Source organism: Roseovarius sp. MBR-6 (assembly GCF_040547525.1).
Classification (GTDB): Bacteria; Pseudomonadota; Alphaproteobacteria; order Rhodobacterales; family Rhodobacteraceae; genus Roseovarius.
This window is the reverse complement of the sequence record NZ_JBEPPW010000005.1, coordinates 138,873-159,678: the sequence shown is the minus strand read 5'-3', so window position 1 is coordinate 159,678 and position 20,806 is coordinate 138,873. Positions and strand designations below refer to the sequence as shown.

The 20,806-nt window shown below is 65.2% G+C and carries 23 protein-coding genes and 1 tRNA gene; 9 read left to right on the top strand and 15 right to left on the bottom strand.

Features of this window, described 5'->3' with window-relative positions; translation table 11 throughout:
* Positions 1-29 precede the first annotated feature (29 nt).
* Entirely contained in the window at positions 30-944 is a 915-nt protein-coding gene (locus ABIE57_RS08830) for a LysR family transcriptional regulator (protein WP_354538646.1), read from the top strand.
* Between the two features lie 90 nt (positions 945-1,034).
* Here the strand turns inward: ABIE57_RS08830 and cynS are convergent, their stop codons facing one another.
* Genes cynS through ABIE57_RS08810 form a run of 4 tightly spaced genes read right to left on the bottom strand, consistent with a single transcriptional unit; the run spans position 1,035 to position 4,668 of the window.
* Complete coding sequence (cynS, locus tag ABIE57_RS08825; protein ID WP_454282337.1) at positions 1,035-1,505, bottom strand: cyanase; 471 nt, start codon at positions 1,503-1,505, stop codon at positions 1,035-1,037.
* Between the two features lie 35 nt (positions 1,506-1,540).
* Positions 1,541-2,443 carry an ABC transporter ATP-binding protein gene (locus tag ABIE57_RS08820; protein WP_354538644.1) on the bottom strand — a complete coding sequence of 301 codons (903 nt, stop codon included), beginning with the start codon at positions 2,441-2,443 and terminating at the stop codon, positions 1,541-1,543.
* An 11-nt stretch (positions 2,444-2,454) separates the two neighbouring features.
* Positions 2,455-3,288: a nitrate ABC transporter permease gene (gene ntrB / locus ABIE57_RS08815; protein ID WP_354538643.1), complete on the bottom strand. Its 834-nt coding sequence runs from the start codon at positions 3,286-3,288 to the stop codon at positions 2,455-2,457.
* 3 nt (positions 3,289-3,291) lie between these two features.
* Complete coding sequence (locus tag ABIE57_RS08810; protein WP_354538642.1) at positions 3,292-4,668, bottom strand: CmpA/NrtA family ABC transporter substrate-binding protein; 1,377 nt, start codon at positions 4,666-4,668, stop codon at positions 3,292-3,294.
* Positions 4,669-4,873: 205 nt separating this feature from the next.
* Here ABIE57_RS08810 and ABIE57_RS08805 point away from each other — a divergent pair, with 205 nt between their 5' ends.
* A complete protein-coding gene (locus ABIE57_RS08805; RefSeq protein WP_354538641.1) occupies positions 4,874-6,727 on the top strand; it encodes a sigma-54 interaction domain-containing protein in 1,854 nt (617 codons plus the stop codon).
* Positions 6,728-7,090: 363 nt separating this feature from the next.
* On the opposite strand, the gene ABIE57_RS08800 is transcribed toward ABIE57_RS08805, so the two are convergent.
* Both ABIE57_RS08800 and hemC read right to left on the bottom strand, forming a co-directional pair.
* A tRNA-Met gene (locus ABIE57_RS08800) sits at positions 7,091-7,167 on the bottom strand.
* Positions 7,168-7,243: 76 nt separating this feature from the next.
* Positions 7,244-8,191 (bottom strand): hydroxymethylbilane synthase, encoded by a 948-nt coding sequence (gene hemC / locus ABIE57_RS08795; protein WP_354538640.1) that lies wholly within the window; start codon positions 8,189-8,191, stop codon positions 7,244-7,246.
* A 96-nt stretch (positions 8,192-8,287) separates the two neighbouring features.
* Here hemC and hemE point away from each other — a divergent pair, with 96 nt between their 5' ends.
* On the top strand, positions 8,288-9,322 hold the full coding sequence (gene hemE / locus ABIE57_RS08790) for a uroporphyrinogen decarboxylase (RefSeq protein ID WP_354538639.1): 1,035 nt from the start codon (positions 8,288-8,290) through the stop codon (positions 9,320-9,322).
* A 3-nt stretch (positions 9,323-9,325) separates the two neighbouring features.
* Here hemE and cmk read toward each other — a convergent pair whose 3' ends face one another.
* The gene (gene cmk / locus ABIE57_RS08785) at positions 9,326-9,940 is read right to left on the bottom strand and encodes a (d)CMP kinase (protein WP_354538638.1); all 615 of its coding nucleotides are present in this window, start codon (positions 9,938-9,940) and stop codon (positions 9,326-9,328) included.
* A gap of 96 nt (positions 9,941-10,036) precedes the next feature.
* On the opposite strand from cmk, the gene ABIE57_RS08780 reads away from it, so the two are divergent.
* Genes ABIE57_RS08780 through arsC form a run of 3 tightly spaced genes read left to right on the top strand, consistent with a single transcriptional unit; the run spans position 10,037 to position 11,768 of the window.
* Complete coding sequence (locus tag ABIE57_RS08780) at positions 10,037-10,375, top strand: DUF952 domain-containing protein (protein WP_354538637.1); 339 nt, start codon at positions 10,037-10,039, stop codon at positions 10,373-10,375.
* Positions 10,372-11,430: a quinone-dependent dihydroorotate dehydrogenase gene (locus ABIE57_RS08775; RefSeq protein ID WP_354538636.1), complete on the top strand. Its 1,059-nt coding sequence runs from the start codon at positions 10,372-10,374 to the stop codon at positions 11,428-11,430. Before ABIE57_RS08780 ends, ABIE57_RS08775 begins: the two co-directional genes overlap by 4 nt.
* The gene (arsC, locus tag ABIE57_RS08770; RefSeq protein ID WP_354538635.1) at positions 11,427-11,768 is read left to right on the top strand and encodes an arsenate reductase (glutaredoxin); all 342 of its coding nucleotides are present in this window, start codon (positions 11,427-11,429) and stop codon (positions 11,766-11,768) included. The genes ABIE57_RS08775 and arsC overlap by 4 nt, the downstream gene beginning before the upstream one ends.
* Here the strand turns inward: arsC and ABIE57_RS08765 are convergent.
* The gene (locus ABIE57_RS08765) at positions 11,755-12,519 is read right to left on the bottom strand and encodes an SDR family NAD(P)-dependent oxidoreductase (protein WP_354538747.1); all 765 of its coding nucleotides are present in this window, start codon (positions 12,517-12,519) and stop codon (positions 11,755-11,757) included. The two genes, arsC and ABIE57_RS08765, sit on opposite strands and share 14 nt — an antisense overlap.
* 162 nt (positions 12,520-12,681) lie before the next feature.
* On the opposite strand from ABIE57_RS08765, the gene glmM reads away from it, so the two are divergent.
* Positions 12,682-14,022, top strand: coding sequence for a phosphoglucosamine mutase (gene glmM / locus ABIE57_RS08760; RefSeq protein WP_354538634.1), 1,341 nt, complete (start codon positions 12,682-12,684; stop codon positions 14,020-14,022).
* Positions 14,023-14,028: 6 nt separating this feature from the next.
* Here glmM and ABIE57_RS08755 read toward each other — a convergent pair whose 3' ends face one another.
* Positions 14,029-14,775 (bottom strand): FG-GAP repeat domain-containing protein, encoded by a 747-nt coding sequence (locus ABIE57_RS08755; RefSeq protein ID WP_354538633.1) that lies wholly within the window; start codon positions 14,773-14,775, stop codon positions 14,029-14,031.
* Between the two features lie 4 nt (positions 14,776-14,779).
* On the bottom strand, positions 14,780-15,103 hold the full coding sequence (locus tag ABIE57_RS08750; protein ID WP_354538632.1) for a 2Fe-2S iron-sulfur cluster-binding protein: 324 nt from the start codon (positions 15,101-15,103) through the stop codon (positions 14,780-14,782).
* Between the two features lie 128 nt (positions 15,104-15,231).
* On the opposite strand from ABIE57_RS08750, the gene ABIE57_RS08745 reads away from it, so the two are divergent.
* Complete coding sequence (locus ABIE57_RS08745; RefSeq protein WP_354538631.1) at positions 15,232-15,639, top strand: OB-fold nucleic acid binding domain-containing protein; 408 nt, start codon at positions 15,232-15,234, stop codon at positions 15,637-15,639.
* Here ABIE57_RS08745 and ABIE57_RS08740 read toward each other — a convergent pair.
* Positions 15,579-15,926, bottom strand: a complete 348-nt coding sequence (locus tag ABIE57_RS08740) for an antibiotic biosynthesis monooxygenase family protein (protein ID WP_354538630.1) — start codon at positions 15,924-15,926, stop codon at positions 15,579-15,581. The genes ABIE57_RS08745 and ABIE57_RS08740 overlap by 61 nt on opposite strands.
* A 126-nt stretch (positions 15,927-16,052) precedes the next feature.
* Between ABIE57_RS08740 and pdxR the strand changes: the two genes are divergently transcribed.
* A complete protein-coding gene (pdxR, locus tag ABIE57_RS08735) occupies positions 16,053-17,543 on the top strand; it encodes a MocR-like pyridoxine biosynthesis transcription factor PdxR (RefSeq protein WP_354538629.1) in 1,491 nt (496 codons plus the stop codon).
* On the opposite strand, the gene ABIE57_RS08730 is transcribed toward pdxR, so the two are convergent.
* The 4 genes from ABIE57_RS08730 to ABIE57_RS08715 all read right to left on the bottom strand — a co-directional run bounded on the left by ABIE57_RS08730 (position 17,540) and on the right by ABIE57_RS08715 (position 20,802).
* Entirely contained in the window at positions 17,540-17,893 is a 354-nt protein-coding gene (locus ABIE57_RS08730) for an H-type lectin domain-containing protein (protein ID WP_354538628.1), read from the bottom strand. The two genes, pdxR and ABIE57_RS08730, sit on opposite strands and share 4 nt — an antisense overlap.
* A 114-nt stretch (positions 17,894-18,007) precedes the next feature.
* Positions 18,008-18,433: a F0F1 ATP synthase subunit epsilon gene (locus ABIE57_RS08725; RefSeq protein WP_354538627.1), complete on the bottom strand. Its 426-nt coding sequence runs from the start codon at positions 18,431-18,433 to the stop codon at positions 18,008-18,010.
* A 50-nt stretch (positions 18,434-18,483) separates the two neighbouring features.
* Positions 18,484-19,908, bottom strand: a complete 1,425-nt coding sequence (gene atpD, locus ABIE57_RS08720) for a F0F1 ATP synthase subunit beta (protein ID WP_354538626.1) — start codon at positions 19,906-19,908, stop codon at positions 18,484-18,486.
* Positions 19,909-19,926: 18 nt separating this feature from the next.
* Positions 19,927-20,802: a F0F1 ATP synthase subunit gamma gene (locus tag ABIE57_RS08715; RefSeq protein WP_354538625.1), complete on the bottom strand. Its 876-nt coding sequence runs from the start codon at positions 20,800-20,802 to the stop codon at positions 19,927-19,929.
* Between the last annotated feature and the right edge of the window lie 4 nt (positions 20,803-20,806).

The following is a 20,806-nucleotide window of genomic DNA, read 5'->3' as shown; positions in this document are numbered from 1 at the left end:
TCGATTGACTCCATACATTGGATTTATGGATGCTGAGCCGCCTGACCATCCAGCAACTGCAAACCTTCCGCGAGGTGATGCGAACAGGGTCGATTTCCGAGGCGAGCCGGGTTCTGGGCCGCACCCAGCCTGCGGTCAGCGCGGTGGTGGCCAATCTGGAACGGCAACTGGGTTTTGCGCTGTTCCTGCGCGAACATGGCCGCCTGACGGCCTGCCCCGAAGCACATTACCTGCTTGAAGAAGCCGAGGACATTCTGGAACGGATCACCCGCACGACGCGGTCGATGGCAGAGTTTTCCACACGCCAGCGCGGCTGTCTGCGCATCGCCTGTTTCCCGGCGGCCTCTGGGTTCTTCATGCCGTCGTTGCTTGCGGACTTCCTCAAGGACCGCCCCGAGGTCAAGGCCGACCTGATGATGCGCTCGTCGCAGGTGGTGAGCGATCTTGTGGCCAGTCAGGAATATGACATCGGCCTTGCGGAAACGCCGCCCCCGCGCAGCTCGATCCTCAGACAGTCATGGGATCTGGAATGCGTGCTGGCCTTGCCTGCCCAAAACCCGTTTCCCCAAGATCGCGCCCTGACACCGCAGGACCTGCACGATTTTCCCATGGCAACCCTGTTTGACGATCACTCCACCAATCAGGACACCGAAGCCGCCTTTGCCCGGTCAGGGGCGAAGCTGAACCGGCGGTTCGTGCTGCGGACCTTCCTGCCGGCGATCCAGCTGGTCGCGCATGGCATGTGCGCCAGTCTGGTGGACCGCATCACCGCCAAAAGCTGCCCGACGGGCGGCATTGTCTTTCGCAAGTTCGTTCCGCTCATCACAAGTCCCATCGCAATCCTGGAACCCGCGCACCGGCCGCAATCCCTGCTGGCGCAGGCGTTTCGGGCAGACCTTGCCCAATGCCTTGATGCGCTGGAGCTTTGGCAGCCTGGCCCTTGAGCCGTGCGGAGATCTCATGATCCTGACAGGTGGGCTGCCCGGATGACCGCGTCACGTGCGACCATCCGGGTGATGACCGAATGCCCGCTCTTACCAGGAGTTATAGCCCAGAAACTTGCCCGACATCTCGACCTTGACGCGGTCGCCCTTGGGGTTGGCGACGCGGGTGATCTGCATGTCGAAATCAATCGCCGACATGATGCCATCGCCGAATTCCTCCTGAATGAGCGCCTTCATCGTCGGGCCGTAAACGCCCACGATTTCATAGAGGCGGTAGATGCAGGGATCGGTCGGCACCGCCTGTTCCCAGACCTTGGTGGGATACTCCTCCAGCACCGAGACCGCCTCTTGTGGCAGATCGAGCAGCGCGACCAGCGCCTCGGCCTTGGCCTTGGGCATGGTGTTCATGCCCATGCAGGCCGAGTGCGTCCAGACCGGCGACATGCCGATGGCCGCGGCAATCTCCTCCCATTTCATCCCGGTCTTTTTCCTGGCGATCAGGATAAGGGTTGTCACATCTTCCTTGGTCATCACGGCGGGCAGGGTTACGGTGTCTTTCATTGGGTCCTCCATTCTTTCGGTCCTGAAAATCGGGGTCAGAGGTTCACGGCGCGCAGCCGTCGCGCCTCGCCGGTGTCATCGTCAGGGGCGGTGTGGTCGATCCGCACCGCCTTCGGGGTTTGGGCCGCCCCGTCCGAGGCCTGACCGGCCAGTTCCTTGGACCGTTTGCCAAGGAACTGCACCAGATGGTTGCGGATCGGGTAATAGTTGGGATGCTCCACGATCTCGGTCCGGTTGCGCGGGCGCGGAATGGTGATCTCGACCGATTCCGCCACGCGGGCATAGGGGCCGTTGGTCATCAGCAGGATACGGTCCGCCAGCAGGATCGCCTCGTCGATGTCATGGGTGATCATGAACACGGTCTGCCCGGTGCCGCCCCAGATCTTGAGCAATTCATCCTGGATCGTGCCCCGCGTCAAAGCATCGAGTGCGCCGAACGGCTCGTCCAGCAGCAAAAGCTTGGGGTGGTTGGCGAAGGCGCGGGCAATCGACACCCGTTGCCGCATGCCCCCCGACAACTGGCTGGGTTTGCGGTGGATCACGTCCCCCTCCAGCCCCACCATCGCCAGATACTCGCGGGAATGATCCAGCACCTTGGCTTTGGACCATTCCGGATGCCGGGCGGCCACGCCAAAGCTTACGTTCTTCAGCGTGCTGAGCCAGGGCAGCAGGGAGTAGTTCTGAAACACCACGCCCCGGTCAAGGCTGGGGCCCGAGACCTCGAACCCGTCCATCTTGACCACGCCGCTCGTTGGCTCTGCCAGACCCGCGAGAATGTTCATGATGGTGGATTTGCCGCAGCCCGAATGGCCGAGGATGACGACAAACTCGCCCTTTTCCACCCCGAAGGTCGCATTCTCGAACACGGTCAGCGTGCCGCCCTGGCCATCGGGGTAGCGTTGGGTCAGGTTCTCGATCGACAAAAACGGTTTGCTCATCTTTTGGGTCCTTATTCCGCATAGGCCACGGCACGTTGCAGGGCGGCAAAGGCCGCATCCAGCATCATGCCGACAATGCCGATCATCAGGATCGAGAAGATGACCGAGGTCAGGTCGAGGTTGTTCCACTCGTTCCAGACGTAATAGCCGATGCCGGTTCCCCCGACGAGCATCTCGGCGGCGACGATGACCAGCCACGCGATGCCGATGGAAATGCGCATGCCGGTGACGATGGTCGGTGCTGCGGCAGGCAGGATCACGGTAAAGGCGGTCCTGAAATGGCCCAGCTCATGCGTGCGCGCGACGTTCACCCAGTCCTGCCGCACGCCCGCCACGCCAAAGGCGGTGTTGATCAGCATGGGCCAGATCGAACAGATGAAGATGACGAAGATCGCGCTGGCCTCTGAATCCTGAATGATGAACAGCGCCAGCGGCATCCATGCCAAGGGCGATATGGGGCGCAGCACCTGAATGAACGGATTGAGGGCCTTGTAGGCCACCGGCGACATGCCGATCAGAAAGCCAAGCGGAATGGCCACCAGAGCGGCCATGAAATAGCCCGACAGCACCCGGTAGATGGAATAGCCAATCTGAATGCCGATCCCCTTGTCGTTGGGGCCTGCGTCGTAAAACGGGTTGCTGAGTTCGGCCCAGGCCTTGGCCAGAACCTGCGACGGGGGCGGCACGCCCGCCTTTTGCGCGCCGCCGCCTGTCAGGCGTTCGTATTCCGTCAGTTCGCCCACGGCCTTTTGCGCCGGGATCGCGGCCTCCCATATCAGGAGGCCGACCAGAAGGATCACGACCGACATCAGCAGCGCGCGTTTGTTGAGGGACAGGGTCGCCATGGCTCACCCCTTGCCGATGGCGAAGCTTTTGACATAGGCCTCCGGCTCGGCCGGATCGAAGGTCTTGCCCATGATGACATGCGATTTGTAGCTGATATCGGGTGCCTCATAGCCCAGATCGGTCATCACCTTGCGGGCATCGGCGGCAAGGTAGACCTGTTCGGCCACGGCCTTGTAATCGATGTCATTCTCGATATAGCCCCAGCGCTTCATCTGGGTCAGGATCCACACGCCCATGGAATGCCACGGGAACGGGTCGAAATCGATCCGGTCGGGCACCTGCTGCACATTGCCCAGACCGTCGGCAAAGGTGCCGGTCAGCACCTGTTCAATCACTTCGACAGGCTGGTTGAGATAGTTGGTGGGCGCGATTGCCGCCGAGATTTCCTTGCGGTTCTCGGCCTTGGAGGCATATTGCGTGGCGTCGACGATGGCCTTGAGCAATGCGCCATAGGTGTTGGGCAGTTCGGTGGCAAAACTGAGCGGCGCGGCGAAGGCGCAGCAGGGGTGCCCCTCCCAGATCTCCTTGGTCAAGAGGTGGATAAATCCGATCCCCTCCCACACGGCGCGCTGGTTGAACGGGTCGGGCGAGAGATAGCCGTCAAGGTTGCCCGCGCGCAGGTTGGCGACCATCTCGGGCGGCGGCACCACGCGGATCTGGATATCCACATCCGGGTCAAGCCCATGTTCGGCCACATAATAGCGCAGCAGGAAATTGTGCATCGAATATTCGAAGGGCACGCCAAAGGTGAAGCCCTTCCATTTCTGCGGGTCGCGCTTGTCGAGGTGCTGGTTGGCCAGCACGATGGCCTGTCCGTTGATGTTCTCGACGGCGGGCATGATGTAGGGAACGGCGGTCGATCCCGCGCCCAGCGTCATCGCCAGCGGCATCGGCGTCAGCATGTGGCTGGCGTCATATTCCCCCGACAGCGACTTGTCGCGCGCCACGGCCCAACCGGCGGTCTTGATCACGCTCGCGTTGAGGCCGTAGCGTTCATAGAACCCCATCGGCTGCGCCATGATGATCGGCGTGGCGCAGGTGATCGGCACAAAGCCGATGTTGAGGTCGGTTTTTTCGGGCTTGCCAAGATTGTCCAGAATCGCCGCCTTGGCCGCATCAAGCGGAAAGACAGACGCCAGCGCCGCCGCCACCGTGCCGCCCCCCAGCATCCCCATGAACGACCGCCGCCCGATATCGCTGTGGCCAAAGATCGAGCGCACCACCGCGCTTTCGACCGCGCGTTCCAGCATCGCATCAGACGACATCACCGGCGCATCGGCATGGTGCGGCGCGGCCTTGCACCTGTCGCAGCCGCAGGATGCCCCGTGGCGCAGGTCATTCTTTTCGGAAAACGGGTCGCCAAGGCTTTTCATCGTCATGTCGCGTCCTTTCGGTCAGGTAGCTTTGGGCCTATGATCCGATGAAGCGCGCCGATGCAAAAGGCCATGCCTATTTTTTGGGCATTATAAACTTTTGTTTAATTACAGTTACTTAATGCGCGACCCTGTGTCAGTTTGTTACGGGTTTTCGTAAGTTACGAAATTTCGTATTGTCGTGCTGCGCTGCGGCGCTATTACTCGGTCCATGCAAAAATTGCCCGCCGCCCCCGATTCCCTGCTTGACGCGCTGGCCGAGGCGGCGCTGGTGATCGACCTTGTCGCCGACCGCATCAGCGCGGCCAATCCGCGTGCGCGCGCCCTGCTTGATCTTCCCGACACCCCCGGCACGCCGTTTTCGCCACTGGTCGGGGCCAGCCTGCCGGACTTTATCGTGCTGGTGGATGAAATCGTCCACCGGGGCGAGGCGTGGAGCCGCGACATCACACTTGCAACGACGAAGGGCACGCCGCTGCGCGTCGAAATCCGGGGCAGGCTGATCCATGATACCCCCGCGCTGCTGGTTCTGACCCTGCTTGATCTGGATGAGATGGGGCGGCACGACCGCATCGCGCAGGCGGCGGAATTGCACCGTTCCGGCCTGCTGGAATGGCGGCGCGCGCAGGACTTCTTTGCCGAACTGGAACGCCAGAACCAGTTGATCCTGAACGCGGCGGGCGAAGGTATTTACGGCGTCAATGCCGATGGGAAGACCACCTTCGTCAATCGTGCGGCACAGGAAATGCTCGGCTGGACCGCCGACGATCTTCTGGGCCACGACATTCATTCGGTGATCCACCATCACCACCTGAGCGGCGACATCTATCACGCCCATGATTGCCCGATCTATCAATCCTTCCGCTTTGAACAGGTCAATCGGATCGAGGACGAGGTGTTCTGGCGCAAGGATGGCAAGCCGATCCGGGTCGAATATGTCTCTACCCCGATCTATGATCAGAACGTGCTGGCGGGGGCTGTGGTGATCTTTCGCGACATCACCGAGCGCAAGGAAAACGAGCGCAAGCTGCGCGAGGCGATGGCCGAGGTGGCCGCCCTGCGCGACCGGCTGGAACAGGAAAACGCCTATCTGCAAGAGGCGATCACGACGGAACGCGCGCATCACAACATCATCGGCGCGTCGCCTGCGGTGCGCCAGACCCTGCAGCGCATCGACCTTGTGGCGCGCACCGATGCCACCGTGTTCATCAGCGGCGAGACCGGCACCGGCAAATCGCTTGTCGCCACCGCGATTCACAAGGCCAGCCCCCGCGCGCGCCGCCCCCTTATCCATTTCAAATGCGGATCGGTCGCCCCCGAAGAGGTGGAGGCCGAATTATGGGGTCAGGTGCGCGGTGCGCCAAATGGCGCCACCCGCGACAAACCCGGCAAGCTGGAGCTGGCGCATGGCGGCACGCTGTTTCTGGACGATGTCGAGGAATTGCCATTTGAGATACAGGGCAAGCTCTTGGCCGCGTTGCAGAACAGCGCCGTGACCCGTCTGGGCGATACCCGCGCCAAACCGCTCGATATCCGCGTCATCGCCGCCACCACGCTGTCAGACAAGCAGGCCCGCCGCTCGCCTCGCATCCGCGAGGATCTTTATCTGTTCCTCAACGTGTTTCCCATCACCTGCCAGCCGCTGCGCGACCGGCAGGAGGATATTCCCCTGCTGGCCGCGCATCTGCTCAGGATCGCCTGCCGCAGGCTCAACCGGGCCGAGCCGGTGCTGACCGAAGGCGTGGTGCGGCAACTGCAATCCTATGACTGGCCCGGCAATGTGCGCGAGCTTCACAACGCGATGGAGCGCGCCGCGATTGTGTCGCAGGATCGCAAGCTGGTGGTGGAGCTTGGGGGCTTGGGGCCGCACGGGCCAACCGGCAAGCCGTTTCGCACCGAGGCGCAGATGCAGGCGCTGGCGCGCGCCAACCTGATCGCCGCCCTGCGCGAAACGCGGGGCCGCATCGCCGGCCCGTCCGGTGCCGCCGCGCTTCTCGGCATCAAACCGACGACGCTCTATTCGCGCATCGCCACCCTGAATATCACCGAGGCGGACTGGACCTGATCGGCATCGGTGCCTTTTTCATTCCGGGGGCCGGCCACAAATGGCAATGACCAAGCCTGTTTCCACGTGCCTGCTGCGCCGCCTCGGAAAGTTGTTCTGCCGCAGCCCGGTCGGTCAGCGCGGGCCAAAGCTCCGGTCGAGGATTGCGCGGATGACCGCACGTCACGATTGGCCCGCGCGACCAATCCCGGTCGGGACAGGTCGTTGCGTGGGCGCTGTCCGGGGCCGATGTGTGTCAAAATAGGATGGCGATAGCACAGGTCTGTCGACCTTGAAGACCACCACCGCCGCTCCCGACGTCTCAGCGCCCTGTCGCACCTTGTCGCAGGTTTCGGTAATTTTGGGATATCGCAGCGTGCAACTTGGTAGCGGAGGAGGGACTCGAACCCCCGACACGCGGATTATGATTCCGCTGCTCTAACCAACTGAGCTACTCCGCCAAGCAGGGGGCTAGGTATGCCAGCGGCGTGGAGGCGTCAAGGCTGAAAATGGCCGCAAGAGGCCCCTTCATCCGGCTCAGCCGCGCCAGTCGAAAAAACCCGGTCCCGCCTCGGCCAGAAGCCGCGCCGCCATCTCATGCCCGAGTGCGGCCCCGTCTTCGATGGGGGCGGTCGCGTCATCAGCGTGACGCGCGCCGCCATCGGGGCGCAGGATCTCGCCGCGCAGGCGCAGTGTGGTGCCGTCAAGCTCTGCCAGCCCCGCGATCGGCGTCTCGCAGGAGCCATCGAGTGCTGCGAGAAAGGCGCGCTCGGCGGCGAGGCGCTGTCCGGTCGGTGTGTCATGGATGGCGGCGAGCATGTCGGCGGCGCGGGTGTCCCCCTCGCGGCGCTCGATCCCGATGGCTCCTTGCGCCACGGCGGGCAGCATCACCTCGGGGTCAATCGCGGCGGTCGCCACATCGGCACGCCCGAGCCGGTTCAGCCCCGCCATGGCAAGGAAGGTGCAGGCCGCAACGCCGTCCTCAAGCTTTTTCAGCCGGGTCTGGACGTTGCCGCGAAACTCCACCACCTCGAGATGCGGCCAGGCCACAAGCACCTGCGCCTTGCGCCGCAAGGACGAGGTGCCGACGCGCGCGCCCGAAGGCAGATCAGCAAGGCCACGCGCACCGGGCGACACGAAGGCATCGCGCACATCCTCGCGCGGAAGGTAACAGTCGAGCGTGAGGCCCCCGGGCTGAAGCACCGGCATGTCCTTCATCGAATGCACCGCGATGTCGATGGCCCCCGAAAGAAGCGCCTCCTCGATCTCGCGGGTGAAGAGCCCCTTGCCGCCGATCTCCTTGAGCGGGCGGTCGAGCACCCGGTCGCCGGTGGTCTTGATCACCGAAATCTCGAAAGCGGCCTCGGGCAGGTCAAACGCCGCCTGAAGCCGGCGGCGTGTCTCATGCGCCTGCGCGAGTGCCAGCGGCGAGCCGCGCGTGCCAATCTTGAGCGGGTGGGTCGGGGTGGGCATATCACGTGTCATGACCGCCGGTTTAGACGCGACAAAGCGGCGTGGCAAGCGCGCCGCGACTTGACATCATGCGCTGTCAACGCGACCAAAAGGCAAACGGAGGACTCCATGCCAGAAACCAAGCCGATCCTGCGCGCCCTCAATGGCGAAACGCTGCCCACCCCGCCCATCTGGATGATGCGGCAGGCGGGGCGCTATCTGCCGGAATACCGCGCCACCCGGGCCGAGGCGGGGGATTTCCTGTCGCTGTGCTACAACAGCGACCTCGCCACCGAGGTGACGCTGCAACCGATCCGGCGCTACGGGTTCGACGCGGCGATCCTCTTCGCCGACATCCTGCTGCTGCCGCAGGCGCTCGGCGCCGATCTGTGGTTCGTGACGGGCGAGGGGCCGCGCCTCTCGACGATCACCGACCGGGCAGGGGTGGACCGGCTGAAACCGGTCTCGGATATCCACGAGACGCTTGGCCCCGTCTATCAGACCGTGCGCAACCTTGCCGGCGCATTGCCGCCCGAGGTGGCGCTGATCGGCTTTGCCGGGGCCCCCTGGACCGTGGCCACCTACATGATCGCCGGGCGCGGCACGCCCGATCAGGGGCCCGCGCACGCGCTGAAAGACGCCGACCGCCCGGTTTTCGAGGCGCTGATCGACCTTTTGACCGAGGCGACGGTTGAATATCTCTCGGCGCAAATCAGTGCGGGTGCCGAGGTGGTCAAGCTCTTCGATAGCTGGGCCGGGTCGCTCAAGGGCGATGATTTCGACCGCTACGCCACCGACCCCGCCCGCCGCATCATCGCGGCGCTGAAGGACCGGCATCCGGGCATTCCCGTCATCGCCTTCCCGCGTGAGGCGGGCGACAAATACATCGGCTTCCACAAGCAGACCGGGGCGGATTGCGTCGCGGTGGACGATTCGGTGAGCGCGGAATGGGTGGCGGCCAACGTGCAAGTGGATGGCTGCGTGCAGGGCAACCTCAAATCCTCGCATATGGTGACGGGGGGGGCGGCGCTGATCTCCGAGACGCGGCGCATCGTGGACGCGCTGAGCGGCGGCCCGCATATCTTCAACCTCGGCCATGGCATCACGCCCGACGCGGACCCCGACAATGTGCAGCGCATGATCGACGCGGTGCGGGGCGCCTGAACCTCAGCCGACCGGCAGAGCGCCCCGGACCTTGGCCACGGCGGCCGCGACGGCCTCGTCAATGGTCAGTTCCGAGGTGTCGAGCAAGAGCGCGTCCGCCGCCGGTTTCAGAGGCGCGGTGGCCCGTGCGCTGTCGCGGGCGTCGCGCTGGCGCAGATCGCAGGCCACCTCCTCAAGCGTCACGGCATGGCCCTTTTGGGTCAGCTCGAGATGACGGCGGCGCGCACGCTCGGCATCGCTGGCCGTGACATAGAGCTTTACCTCCGCGTCGGGGCAGATCACCGTGCCGATATCGCGCCCGTCGAGCACCGCGCCGCCCGCACGCCGGGCAAAGGCGCGCTGGAAATCGAGCAGGGCCTGACGCACCTCGGGGATGGCAGCCACGCGGCTTGCGGCCTGGCTGACCTCGGGGCTGCGCAGGTCGTCGGCGTCGAGGTCCCCGGCGCGCAGGCTGCGCGCCGCCTCCACCGCCTCGAGCCCGTCGAGCATCCGCCGACCCGTGGCCCGATAGAGAAGGCCGGTATCGAGATGGGCAAACCCGAAATGCGCGGCCAGCGCGCGCCCGATGGTGCCCTTGCCCGCCGCTGCCGGCCCGTCGATTGCGATGGTGAATGCCATGGCTGCCCCTCTCGATGGACCCTCTTGCTAGCCGATCCGCGCCGCGCCCTCAAGCATCGCTTGACGGGCGCGCGCCCGCAGGGCATCACCGCTCCCATGCTGATCTACAAGATTTTCCGTGGTCCCGAATGGGACGATTTGCGGGCGCGGGGCGAGAGCCTTGGCGCGCCGGTCGATCTGGCCGATGGCTATGTGCATTTCTCCACCGCCACGCAGGCCGCCGAGACGGCGGCACGGCATTTCGCGGGCGAAGAGGGCTTGATGCTCCTTGCCGTCGAGAGCGAGCGGCTTGGCGACGCCCTGAAATGGGAGCCGTCGCGCGGGGGCGCGCTCTTCCCGCATCTTTACCGCGCATTGCGCCTGTCGGATGTGGTCTGGGCGCAGCCTCTGCCGCTGGTGGATGGCGCGCACCAATTCCCGGCGGGGCTGGAATGAGGCCGGTGGAGCGGCTTGGCCTCGGCCTCATGCACCGGCTGGACCCGGAGCGCGCGCATGGGCTGGCGCTGCGTGCCCTGCGGCTGGGGCTGGTGCCGCAGCCGGGGCCGATCAGCAGCCCGCGCTTGCGCACCGATCTGGCGGGGCTGGCGCTGCCCAACCCGGTGGGTCTTGCCGCCGGGTTCGACAAGAACGCCGAGGCGCTCGGCCCGCTCTGCCGCGCCGGGTTCGGCTTTGTCGAGGTGGGGGCGGTCACGCCGCGCGCGCAGGAGGGCAACGCCCGCCCGCGGCTTTTCCGCCTGACCGAGGATCGGGCTGTGATCAACCGTTTCGGCTTCAACAACGAAGGGATGGAGGCGGCGGCAACGCGGCTGGCAGAGCGCCCGAAAGAGGGGATCATCGGCCTCAACCTCGGGGCCAACAAGGACAGCGCCGACCGCGCGGGGGATTTCGCGCAGGTGCTGGCGCGCTGCGGCGCGCATCTCGATTTCGCCACGGTCAATGTCAGCAGCCCCAATACCGAGCGGCTGCGCGAATTGCAGGGGGCCGAGGCCCTGGCGGCACTGCTCGCGGGTGTGATGGCGGCGCGCGATGCGCTGCCGCACCCGATACCGGTTTTCCTCAAGATCGCGCCGGATCTGAGCGATCCCGAGCTTTCGGAGATTGCCGATGTTGCGCTGGCAAGCGGCCTCTCGGGGATCATCGCCACCAACACGACGCTCGCGCGGGACGGACTGCAAAGCCCGCAGAGGCATGAGGCGGGCGGGCTGTCCGGCGCGCCCCTCTTCGAGAAGTCCACACGGGTGCTGGCGCGGCTGTCGCAGCTGACCGGGGGCACGCTGCCGCTCATCGGCGTGGGCGGGATCGGCTCGGCCGAGGACGCCTATGCCAAGATCTGCGCGGGCGCGAGCGCGGTGCAGCTTTATTCGGCGTTGGTTTACGAGGGGATGTCGCTGGTCGGCGATATTGCGCGCGGGCTTGAGGCGCTGCTTGCGCGGGACGGGTTCGCCACCGTGGCCGAAGCGGTGGGAACCAAACGGGAGGACTGGCTGTGATCACCTATTGGCACAATCCGCGCTGCTCCAAGTCGCGGCAGGGGCTGGCGCTGCTGCAAGAGCGCGGGGCGCAGGTCGAGGAACGGCGCTATCTCGACGATACGCCCACGGTCGCCGAGTTGCGCGCGGTGCTGGCGCAGCTTGGCTGTGCGCCCATCGAGATGATGCGCACCGGCGAGGCATGTTTCAAGGAACTGGGCCTCAGCCGCGACAGCGACCCCGAGACGCTGATCGCGGCCATGGCCGAAAACCCCATCCTGATCGAGCGCCCCATCGCCCTCTCCGACAATCGCGCCGTGATCGGCCGCCCGCCCGAGCGGCTTTTTACCCTCCTCTGAGCGCCGGCAGGCCGATCCCCGTCGCCTCGAACCCGCCATCGACGGCGATGATCTGCCCGGTGACATAGCTTGCCCGCTCCGAGCATAGAAAGGTGATCACTTCGGCCAGTTCCGCCTCGGTGCCGTAGCGATTGAGCGGGATCGCGTCATGATAGGCGGCGATGATGTCGGGGGTATGAACGGCCATCGCCAGCTTGGTCGCCACCGGGCCGGGGCAGACGCAGTTGACACGCACGCCATGCTCGCCCAGTTCCACCGCCTGTTGCAGCGTGAGATGCTTGACCGCCGCCTTGGAGGTGCCATAGGCCACCCGCAGCGTCGAGGCGCGCAAGCCCGAGATGGAGGCGATGTTGACGATCGCGCCCCTCGCGGCGCAAAGCGGTGCACGCAGCGCCTGGGACATCAGGAACACGCCATCCAGATTGGTCTCCATCACCGTGCGCCAGCGGGCGAAATCGGTTTCGGCGATGGGGCCGAAATCGGCGACACCGGCGTTGTTCACAAGCGCATCGACGCTTTCGTAACTCTCGGCCAGATAGGCGGCCATCTGGTCTACCTGGCCGGGTTGCGACACGTCGCAAATCACCGGATCGACGCCGCTCAGCCCGGCGGTCGCCTCGGTGAGCGCGGGTGCGTCGCGGTCGATCATCACCACGCGCCAGCCCTGATCGAGAAAGGCCCGCGTGGTCGCCAGCCCGATACCGCGCGCGGCCCCGGTGACAACGGCGGTTTTCGGTGATGTGTCGGGCATGGTGCGGCTCCTCTCGAGCGGGGTTTCGCGCATCATGCGGGTCACCACGCCGGGGTCAAGCCATGCCGCGACGCAGAATGTGGACAGCCGCCGGGCATCAGGGTAAGACACGCGCGTGGCCAATTGGCATTTCAGCCGCGTTGTTTTTTCGGGAGACCCTCCATGGGCAAGAACCTTTTCGGCACCGACGGCATTCGCGGGGAGGCAAATTCCTGGCCGATGACCGCCGACATGGCGCTACGATTGGGCGCTGCGGCGGGGCGCTATTTCCGCACCGACAAGAAGGAACATCGTGTCGTGATCGGCAAGGACACGCGGCGCTCGGGTTACATGATCGAATACGCGATGACTGCGGGCTTCACCTCCACCGGCATGAACGTGTTTCTGCTTGGCCCCGTTCCGACGCCCGCCATCGGCTATCTCACCCATGCCTTGCGTGCCGATGTGGGCGTGATGATCTCGGCCAGCCACAACCCTGCCTCGGATAACGGGATCAAGCTGTTCGGCCCGGACGGCTTCAAGCTGAGCGACGAGGCAGAGGCGGCCATCGAGCGGCTGGTGGACCAGGGTGTCAACCCGTCCACGCCTGAAAATATCGGTCGCGCGCGCCGCGTGGACGATGCGCGCGGACGATACGTGGAATATGCCAAGACGACCTTTCCGCGGCGCCGTCGCCTCGGTGGCTTGCGCATCGTGGTCGATTGCGCCAATGGGGCCGCTTATCGCACCGCGCCCGAGGTTCTGTGGGAGTTGGGGGCCGAGGTCATCGCGCTGAACGTCGAGCCCGATGGCTTTAACATCAACCTCAATTGCGGCTCCACCCGTCCGGAGGCGGCCGCGCGCAAGGTGCAGGAGACGCGCGCGGATCTGGGGATCTGCCTCGATGGCGATGCGGACCGGGTCGTGCTTATCGACGAACAGGGCCGCGTGGCCGACGGCGATCAGTTCATGGCGCTGATCGCCACGCGATGGGCGCGCGAGGGGCGGCTGGCGGGCGATACGCTGGTGGCCACGGTGATGTCCAATCTCGGGCTGGAGCGGCATCTGGCGGCACAGGGCATCGCGCTCAAGCGCACGCCGGTGGGCGACCGGCATGTGGTCGAGGCGATGCGTGCGGGGGGGTTCAATCTGGGCGGCGAGCAGTCGGGCCATATCGTGATGACCGATTATGCCACCACCGGCGACGGTCTCATCGGGGCGTTGCAATTTCTTGCCGCGATGGTCGAGACCGGGCAGCGGGCAAGCGAGCTGGTGCGGGTCTTCGAGCCGGTGCCGCAGCGCCTGGTCAACGTGCGCTTTGCCGAGGGCAAGACCCCGCTCAAGACCGATATCGTCCAGAACGCGGTGGCCGAGGCAGAGGCGGAACTGGGCAGCGACGGGCGGCTGTTGCTTCGGGCCTCGGGGACAGAGCCGCTTATCCGGGTGATGGCCGAGGCGATTGATCCCGGCATGCTCGACCGGGTGATGGCGCGGCTTGTGGGGGCGGTCGAGGCGGCGTCCTGAGGCGGCTTAGCGGCAGGCCAGCGCCGTGTCGAACCCGCGCGGGCCGGCCTCGATCGGCAGCGGGCGCGCGGCGAGGGTCTCTCCCTCGAACGCCACGGCTACGAGGCGGCGAAAGGCAGCATCGGCCAGCACGATTTCCGGGCCGTGGCCACAATCGCGCAGACCGCCAAAAATCACCTCGTCGCCGATCCTGTGATTTGTCACGCCTTTGAGCCGCGCGATTTCCATAAGGCCACCGGCCGCCCAGGACCACACGCGGAGCGTTTTGCCCAGATGCGGCGTCTCGACATAGGCGATATCAACGATCCCGTCGCCATTCAGATCGGCGATCGCCGCCGGGGCCAGCCAGCGAAACGGGGTGCCGATGGGCGGCGTCGCCGCTGCTTTCACAAGACCGCCGCGCCGCAGGCTGTAGATCGCCAGATGCGCACCCGCCTCGGGGTCGGCCTCGACCACCACCACGTCTATCGCGCCATCGCCGTCAGCATCGACAAGGCGCGGCGCGATATCCTCGAAAACAAGGGCAGGCTCCGGCCCCTCGCGCAGATCAAGCCGGTAGTCGCGCCCCTGCGCATCGCGCACCGCCAGCACCCGGCGTTCGGGGATACGGCCCATGATCCGGTGAGGATAGCTGTTGTCCGGCTCCTCGAAGCGTGCCGCCACGATCCCCGGCCCCTCGGCGGTCTGCCATGGCTCCTCTGCCGAAGCCGCGCCAGCAAGGCCAATGGCCAGGGCTGTGAGCCACGCGCGCATCGGATCAGATCTGGCGTTCGGGCATTTGCACCACCAGCCCGTCAAGCGCGTCGCTCACCTTGAGCTGGCATGTGAGGCGAGAGCGTTTCGGGTCCGGCTCATAGGCGAAATCGAGCATGTCCTCTTCCATGTCCTCCTTGGTCGGCAGTTTCTCCACCCAGTCGGGCGCAACATAGACATGGCAGGTCGAGCAGGCGCAGGCGCCGCCGCAATCCGCCTCGATGCCGGGAATGTTGTTGTCACGCGCGCCTTCCATCACGGTCAGCCCATTGGCGACCTCGACCTCGTGGCGCGTGCCGTTGTGCTCGATATAGGTGATCTTCGCCATTTGCGGCCTCTCCCTTTGACAGCAATTCAACAGGCTACGTAGCCAAGCCCCTGCCCCGAGACCAGCCCCATTTGCGGCGTATGTGGAAAAGAGTTGCACGGCAGCGCGCATGTTCTATCTTTGTTCTCATGTCATTTCCGCGCCCGCCCTCTGCCCTTGTCGCCGCGCGCCTGCCCGAGGTGGCACCCGGCCTGCGCATCGCCGTGGCCGGACTTGTGCTGGTGCGCCAGCGGCCCGGCACCGCCAAGGGCGTCGTGTTTCTCACCCTCGAGGATGAGACCGGGATGGTCAATGTCGTGGTCTGGCGCAAGGTGTTCGAGCGGTTCCGCCGCGCGGTGATCGCCGGGCGGCTTCTGCGGGTGACGGGGCGGGTGGAGCGGCAAGGCGACGTGCTGCATCTTGTGGCCGAAGAGATCGAGGACATCTCGGGCCTGCTCGACCGGCTGGCCGATCCCGATTTCATGCCCGCGCCGGATCAGCCGCCATGCGCGGCGCGGCTGTCCTCGGGGGCCTCGGCACGGTCGAACTTGCCGTAATCGCGGATCACGCTGACCACGCGCAGGCGGTAATCATCGAACATCACCTTGCGCCCGGCCTTTTGTGCCGCGCGATGCGCCTCAAGCTGCCGCCAGCGCATGACCGCCGCCTCATCCTCCCAGAACGAGAGCGACAGGAGCTTGCCGGGGTTGGTCAGGCTCTGGAATCGCTCGACGCTGATGAAACCCTCCACGCTCTCGACAAGCGTGCGCATCTTCGCCGCCATTTCCAGATAGGGCTCTTTCTGGCCGTCGCCCGGTTCCACCTCGAATATGATCGCGATCATCGTGTTCTCCCTTTTCTGTTCGCGGGTGACGATGATCGGTTCCGCCCGCGCAGGCAAGCCGGTCGCGCGCCGCGCCCTGACCATACCAGATTGCGCGCGCCTTAATGCCAGCCTATCGTCCCCCTCATGGCGATTCCGGTTGAGACCTTCTTTCTGACCCCCGAGGGTGAAGGCACGCTTCAGGCGCGCATAAGGCAGATGATCGCCGAGGGCATCCTGTCGGGTCGCTTCCGCAAGGGCGAAAAACTGCCGTCGTCGCGAAAGCTTGCGGCGCATCTGGGCGTGAGCCGGATCACCGTGACACTGGCACTGACCGAGTTGCAGGCCAATGACTATCTCGAGAGCCGCGACCGGTCGGGCTATTACATTTCCCGGAACGCGCCGGAGCCGCCCGCCTTCGACGCGCCAGCGCCGCAGAGTGATGCGGTGGACTGGGCGCGCGCGCTCGGGCGGCGCTACAGCGAGGGGGACACACCGGAAAAGCCGCTCGACTGGGCGCGCTACCCCTATCCGTTCATCTACGGACAAAGCGATCCGGCGATCTTCGATCATGCCAACTGGCGGCAATGCGCGCTGCGGGCGCTCGGCCAAAAGGATTTCCACGCGCTGAGCGCCGATCACTACGACCGCGACGATCCCAGGCTGGTCGAGTTCATCGCCCGCCACACCCTGCCGCGGCGCGGCATTCTTGCACAGCCCTCGGAGATCCTCGTGACCATGGGGGCGCAGAATGCGCTCTGGCTGGCGGCGCAAGTGCTCTTGACGCAGCGCCGCGTGGCGGTGATCGAAAACCCCTGCTATCACGCGCTGCGCGACATTCTCACGCAATCGCGCTGTGCGCTGGTGCCTGTGGATGTGGACCGCGACGGCCTGCCGCCCGAGGCGCTGCCCGAACGCGCCGACGTGATCTTTACCACGCCCAGCCATCAGGCCCCCACGAATGCGACCATGCCGCTTGCGCGTCGCCGTGCCCTGCTGGAGGCCGCCGCCGCGCGCGAGGCGCTCATCGTCGAGGATGATTACGAGTTCGAGATGTCCTTTCTGCGCCCGCCGCTGCCCGCGCTCAAATCGCTCGATACCGAGGGGCGGGTGATTTATGTCGGCTCCTTCTCCAAGTCGATCTTTCCGGGGCTGCGGCTGGGCTATCTGGTCGGCTCGCGCGCCTTCATCCGCGAGGCGCGGGCGCTGCGCGCCTCGGTGCTGCGCCATCCTCCGGGCCTGATGCAGCGCACGGCGGCCTATTTCCTGAGCCTCGGCCATTACGACAGCCTGATACGGCGCATGTCACGTATCCTTGCCCGCAGGCGAGAGGTGATGGAGGCGGCACTGGCGCGCGAGGGGCTGGATATCGCGGGGCGCGGCGTGTTCGGCGGCTCCTCGATCTGGATGGCGGCACCGGAGGGCGTGGATACCACCGTGCTGGAGGCGGGGTTGCGCGCGCAGGGTGTGTTGATCGAGCCGGGCGCGCCGTTCTTTCACGCCGCGCAACGCCCGGGCAACTTCTATCGCCTCGCCTATTCCTCGATCCCGGAAGACCGTATTCCCGAGGGCGTCGCACGGCTGGCACGGGCGTTGCGAGGCGCTACAGGCGCACCTGTGACCGAGCGGCAACGCTAGTCCAGGTCCGACCAGTCATCGGGGTGATGCGCCGTGCCGATCGCCATCCAGGAAACGCGCACACGGGCCACGCGGGTATCGGCCCAAGTGCGGAACACGACGTCAAAGCTCTTGGGCGTTACGTTCTCGGCGCTGATGTCCATGCGCGCATTGGTGCCGCTGTCGGTGTCCCAGAGCGAGAGGCCAACATGCACCATCGGCGCGGCGCGAAACGCCTGCGGGAATGTGATGCGCATGCGCCGCTCGCGTGCGCCAGTGCCCTTCCACATCTCTCCATCGTGCTCATAATCGGAAAACAGGACCTCTTCGCCCTGCGCAACGCCGATCGCCTCCCTGAGAAATACCTGCATGTCCGTCTCTTTGCGAAGTGGCCTTGGTTAATAGAGGTTTTCGGCGAAAATGAGAACGAAAAAAGGAAAAGGGCCGCGTCGCGCGCGGCCCTTCAATCCATACTGCCGAACCACTCAGCGTGCCGAGAGGCCGATCTCGTCGCCCATGGCGACCATATCCGCCAGAAGCTTGGCCGCGTCGTCAACAAGGCCCGCCTCGCCCGTCTGGCTCTCTTGGGCGTGGGCCAGACGGTCGGTCGCCTCGTCCACCATCGCCTTGAAGGTTTCCGCGGTCATGTCGGCGCGCGCGACGGCACGCTCGGCCAGAACCGACACCCCCTCGCCGCTGATTTCGGCAAAGCCGCCGGTCACGACGAATTCCTGAGTGCCGCCATCCGCCGTGACCCGGACAATGCCCGGCCGCAGCGTGGTGATGAGCGGGGCGTGATCGGCCATGGCCGTCAGATCGCCCTCGGCCCCCGGTATCTGCACTTCGCGCGCGGCGACCGAGGCGAGACGACGCTCGGGACTCACCAGATCGAATTGCACTGTCTCAGCCATTCAGGCCTCCTTTACAGGTGTGGGGCGGGCCGTCGGCCCGCCGCAATGGCTCAGGCAGCAGCGGCGGCCATACGCTCGGCCTTGGCGATCACGTCCTCGATGCCGCCGACCATGTAGAACGCCCCCTCGGGCAGGTGATCGTATTCGCCCGCGACCACGGCCTTGAACGAGCGGATCGTTTCCTCGAGCGGCACCTGGATGCCGTCGGAGCCGGTGAACACCTTGGCCACGTCGAAAGGCTGCGACAGGAAGCGCTGGATTTTCCGGGCGCGGGCCACGGTCAGCTTGTCCTCTTCCGAGAGTTCGTCCATCCCGAGAATGGCGATGATGTCCTGAAGCGACTTGTAGCGCTGAAGGATCCCCTGCACGTCGCGCGCCACCTGATAATGCTCTTCACCCACGATCTGCGGGTCCATCAGGCGCGAGTTGGAATCGAGCGGGTCCACGGCGGGGTAGATGCCCAGTTCCGAAATCGCACGGCTGAGAACGGTCGTGGCGTCGAGGTGGGCGAAGGTCGTGGCCGGGGCCGGGTCGGTCAGGTCGTCCGCAGGCACATAGACGGCCTGAATCGACGTGATCGAGCCGGATTTGGTCGAGGTGATGCGTTCCTGCATCGCGCCCATGTCGGTGGCCAGCGTCGGTTGATACCCCACGGCCGAAGGAATGCGGCCCAGAAGCGCCGACACCTCGGAGCCCGCCTGCGTGAAGCGGAAGATGTTGTCGACGAAGAAGAGAACGTCGGTGCCGGACTGGTCGCGGAACTGCTCGGCCAGCGTCAGGCCGGTGAGCGCAACACGGGCACGCGCGCCCGGCGGCTCGTTCATCTGACCGTAGACGAGGGCCACCTGGGACTCGGCCAGGTTGTCGGGCTTGATCACGTTCGATTCGATCATCTCGTGATAAAGGTCGTTGCCCTCGCGGGTCCGCTCGCCCACACCGGCAAACACCGAATAGCCCGAGTGCACCTTGGCGATGTTGTTGATCAGCTCCATGATCAGAACCGTCTTGCCCACACCCGCACCACCGAAGAGGCCGATCTTGCCGCCCTTGGCGTAGGGTGCCAGCAGATCGACCACCTTGATGCCCGTCTCGAGGATTTCGGACTCGGTCGACTGTTCGCTGAATTCCGGCGCGGGCTGGTGGATCGAGCGGTATTCCTTGGCCTCGATCGGGCCGCCCTCGTCCACCGGCTCGCCGATCACGTTGAGGATGCGCCCCAGAGTGGCGTCACCCACCGGCACCGAGATCGGGCCGTCGGTGTCGCGCACTTCCTGACCGCGCACGAGACCCTCGGTCGCATCCATGGCGATGGTGCGCACGGTGTTCTCTCCGAGGTGCTGCGCCACTTCGAGCACGAGGCGCTTGCCGTTGTTGTCGGTTTCAAGCGCGTTGAGGATCGCGGGCAGGTGATCGCCGAACTGAACGTCCACCACGGCGCCGATGACCTGGGTCACTTTGCCTTTTGCTTTAGCCATTTTTCGTCTCCGGTTTTCTTACAGCGCCTCGGCGCCGGAAATGATTTCAATCAGCTCGTTGGTGATCACGGCCTGACGCGAGCGGTTGTATTCGATGGTCAGCTTGTCGATCATCTCGCCGGCGTTGCGGGTGGCGTTGTCCATGGCGGACATGCGCGCGCCCTGTTCCGAGGCCCCGTTTTCCAGCAGCGCGCTGAAGATCTGCGTGGCCACGCCGCGCGGCAGAAGATCTGCAAGGATCGCCTGCTCGTCGGGCTCGTAATCGTAGAAGCTGTCGGTATCCACCGCTTCGGCCTCGCCCACATCGGCGGGAATGACCTGCTGCATGGTCGGGATCTGGCTTACCACGTTTTCGAACCGGGCGAAGAAAATCTTTGCCACGTCGAACTCGCCCGCATCGAACCGCTTGAGCACCTTGGCTGCGACTGCCTGCGCCTCGGCATAGCCCACGCGCTTGACCTCCGAAAGGTCCACATGCTCGATGAAATAGGCACCGAAATCGCGCCGCATCGCGTCGCGGCCCTTTTTCCCGACGGTGATGATCTTGACCGTCTTGCCCTGACCGAGCAGCTTTGTGGCCTCTGCCTTGGCACGCTTGGCGATATTGGCGTTGAAGCCGCCGCAAAGCCCGCGCTCGGCCGTCAGCACCACCAGAAGATGCACCTTGTCCGCGCCGGTCCCCGCCAGAAGGCGCGGCGCGTTCTCGGCATCGCCAACAGAGGCAGCCAGCTTGGCCATCACCGCGTTGAAGCGTTCGGTGTAAGGCCGCGACATTTCCGCGGCCTCCTGAGCACGGCGAAGCTTCGCCGCGGCGACCATCTGCATGGCCTTCGTGATCTTGCGGGTCGATTTGACCGACGAGATCCGGTTTTTCAGGTCCTTGAGATTCGGCATTGCC

Excerpts from the sequence above, each read along its gene's own strand:
- atpD (WP_354538626.1), bottom strand. The coding sequence starts at position 19,908 with ATGGCTAAAGCAAAAGGCAAAGTGACCCAGGTCATCGGCGCCGTGGTG.
- cmk (WP_354538638.1), bottom strand. The coding sequence starts at position 9,940 with ATGGCATTCACCATCGCAATCGACGGGCCGGCAGCGGCGGGCAAGGGC.
- ntrB (WP_354538643.1), bottom strand. The coding sequence starts at position 3,288 with ATGGCGACCCTGTCCCTCAACAAACGCGCGCTGCTGATGTCGGTCGTG.
- ABIE57_RS08765 (WP_354538747.1), bottom strand. The coding sequence starts at position 12,519 with ATGCCCGACACATCACCGAAAACCGCCGTTGTCACCGGGGCCGCGCGC.
- ABIE57_RS08745 (WP_354538631.1), top strand. The coding sequence starts at position 15,232 with ATGTCATTTCCGCGCCCGCCCTCTGCCCTTGTCGCCGCGCGCCTGCCC.
- hemC (WP_354538640.1), bottom strand. The coding sequence starts at position 8,191 with ATGACACGTGATATGCCCACCCCGACCCACCCGCTCAAGATTGGCACG.
- ABIE57_RS08725 (WP_354538627.1), bottom strand. The coding sequence starts at position 18,433 with ATGGCTGAGACAGTGCAATTCGATCTGGTGAGTCCCGAGCGTCGTCTC.
- pdxR (WP_354538629.1), top strand. The coding sequence starts at position 16,053 with ATGGCGATTCCGGTTGAGACCTTCTTTCTGACCCCCGAGGGTGAAGGC.
- ABIE57_RS08780 (WP_354538637.1), top strand. The coding sequence starts at position 10,037 with ATGCTGATCTACAAGATTTTCCGTGGTCCCGAATGGGACGATTTGCGG.
- ABIE57_RS08805 (WP_354538641.1), top strand. The coding sequence starts at position 4,874 with ATGCAAAAATTGCCCGCCGCCCCCGATTCCCTGCTTGACGCGCTGGCC.
- ABIE57_RS08740 (WP_354538630.1), bottom strand. The coding sequence starts at position 15,926 with ATGATCGCGATCATATTCGAGGTGGAACCGGGCGACGGCCAGAAAGAG.
- ABIE57_RS08715 (WP_354538625.1), bottom strand. The coding sequence starts at position 20,802 with ATGCCGAATCTCAAGGACCTGAAAAACCGGATCTCGTCGGTCAAATCG.
- ABIE57_RS08730 (WP_354538628.1), bottom strand. The coding sequence starts at position 17,893 with ATGCAGGTATTTCTCAGGGAGGCGATCGGCGTTGCGCAGGGCGAAGAG.
- ABIE57_RS08755 (WP_354538633.1), bottom strand. The coding sequence starts at position 14,775 with ATGCGCGCGTGGCTCACAGCCCTGGCCATTGGCCTTGCTGGCGCGGCT.
- ABIE57_RS08810 (WP_354538642.1), bottom strand. The coding sequence starts at position 4,668 with ATGACGATGAAAAGCCTTGGCGACCCGTTTTCCGAAAAGAATGACCTG.
- cynS (WP_454282337.1), bottom strand. The coding sequence starts at position 1,505 with ATGAAAGACACCGTAACCCTGCCCGCCGTGATGACCAAGGAAGATGTG.
- hemE (WP_354538639.1), top strand. The coding sequence starts at position 8,288 with ATGCCAGAAACCAAGCCGATCCTGCGCGCCCTCAATGGCGAAACGCTG.
- glmM (WP_354538634.1), top strand. The coding sequence starts at position 12,682 with ATGGGCAAGAACCTTTTCGGCACCGACGGCATTCGCGGGGAGGCAAAT.
- ABIE57_RS08750 (WP_354538632.1), bottom strand. The coding sequence starts at position 15,103 with ATGGCGAAGATCACCTATATCGAGCACAACGGCACGCGCCACGAGGTC.
- ABIE57_RS08820 (WP_354538644.1), bottom strand. The coding sequence starts at position 2,443 with ATGAGCAAACCGTTTTTGTCGATCGAGAACCTGACCCAACGCTACCCC.
- ABIE57_RS08830 (WP_354538646.1), top strand. The coding sequence starts at position 30 with ATGCTGAGCCGCCTGACCATCCAGCAACTGCAAACCTTCCGCGAGGTG.
- ABIE57_RS08775 (WP_354538636.1), top strand. The coding sequence starts at position 10,372 with ATGAGGCCGGTGGAGCGGCTTGGCCTCGGCCTCATGCACCGGCTGGAC.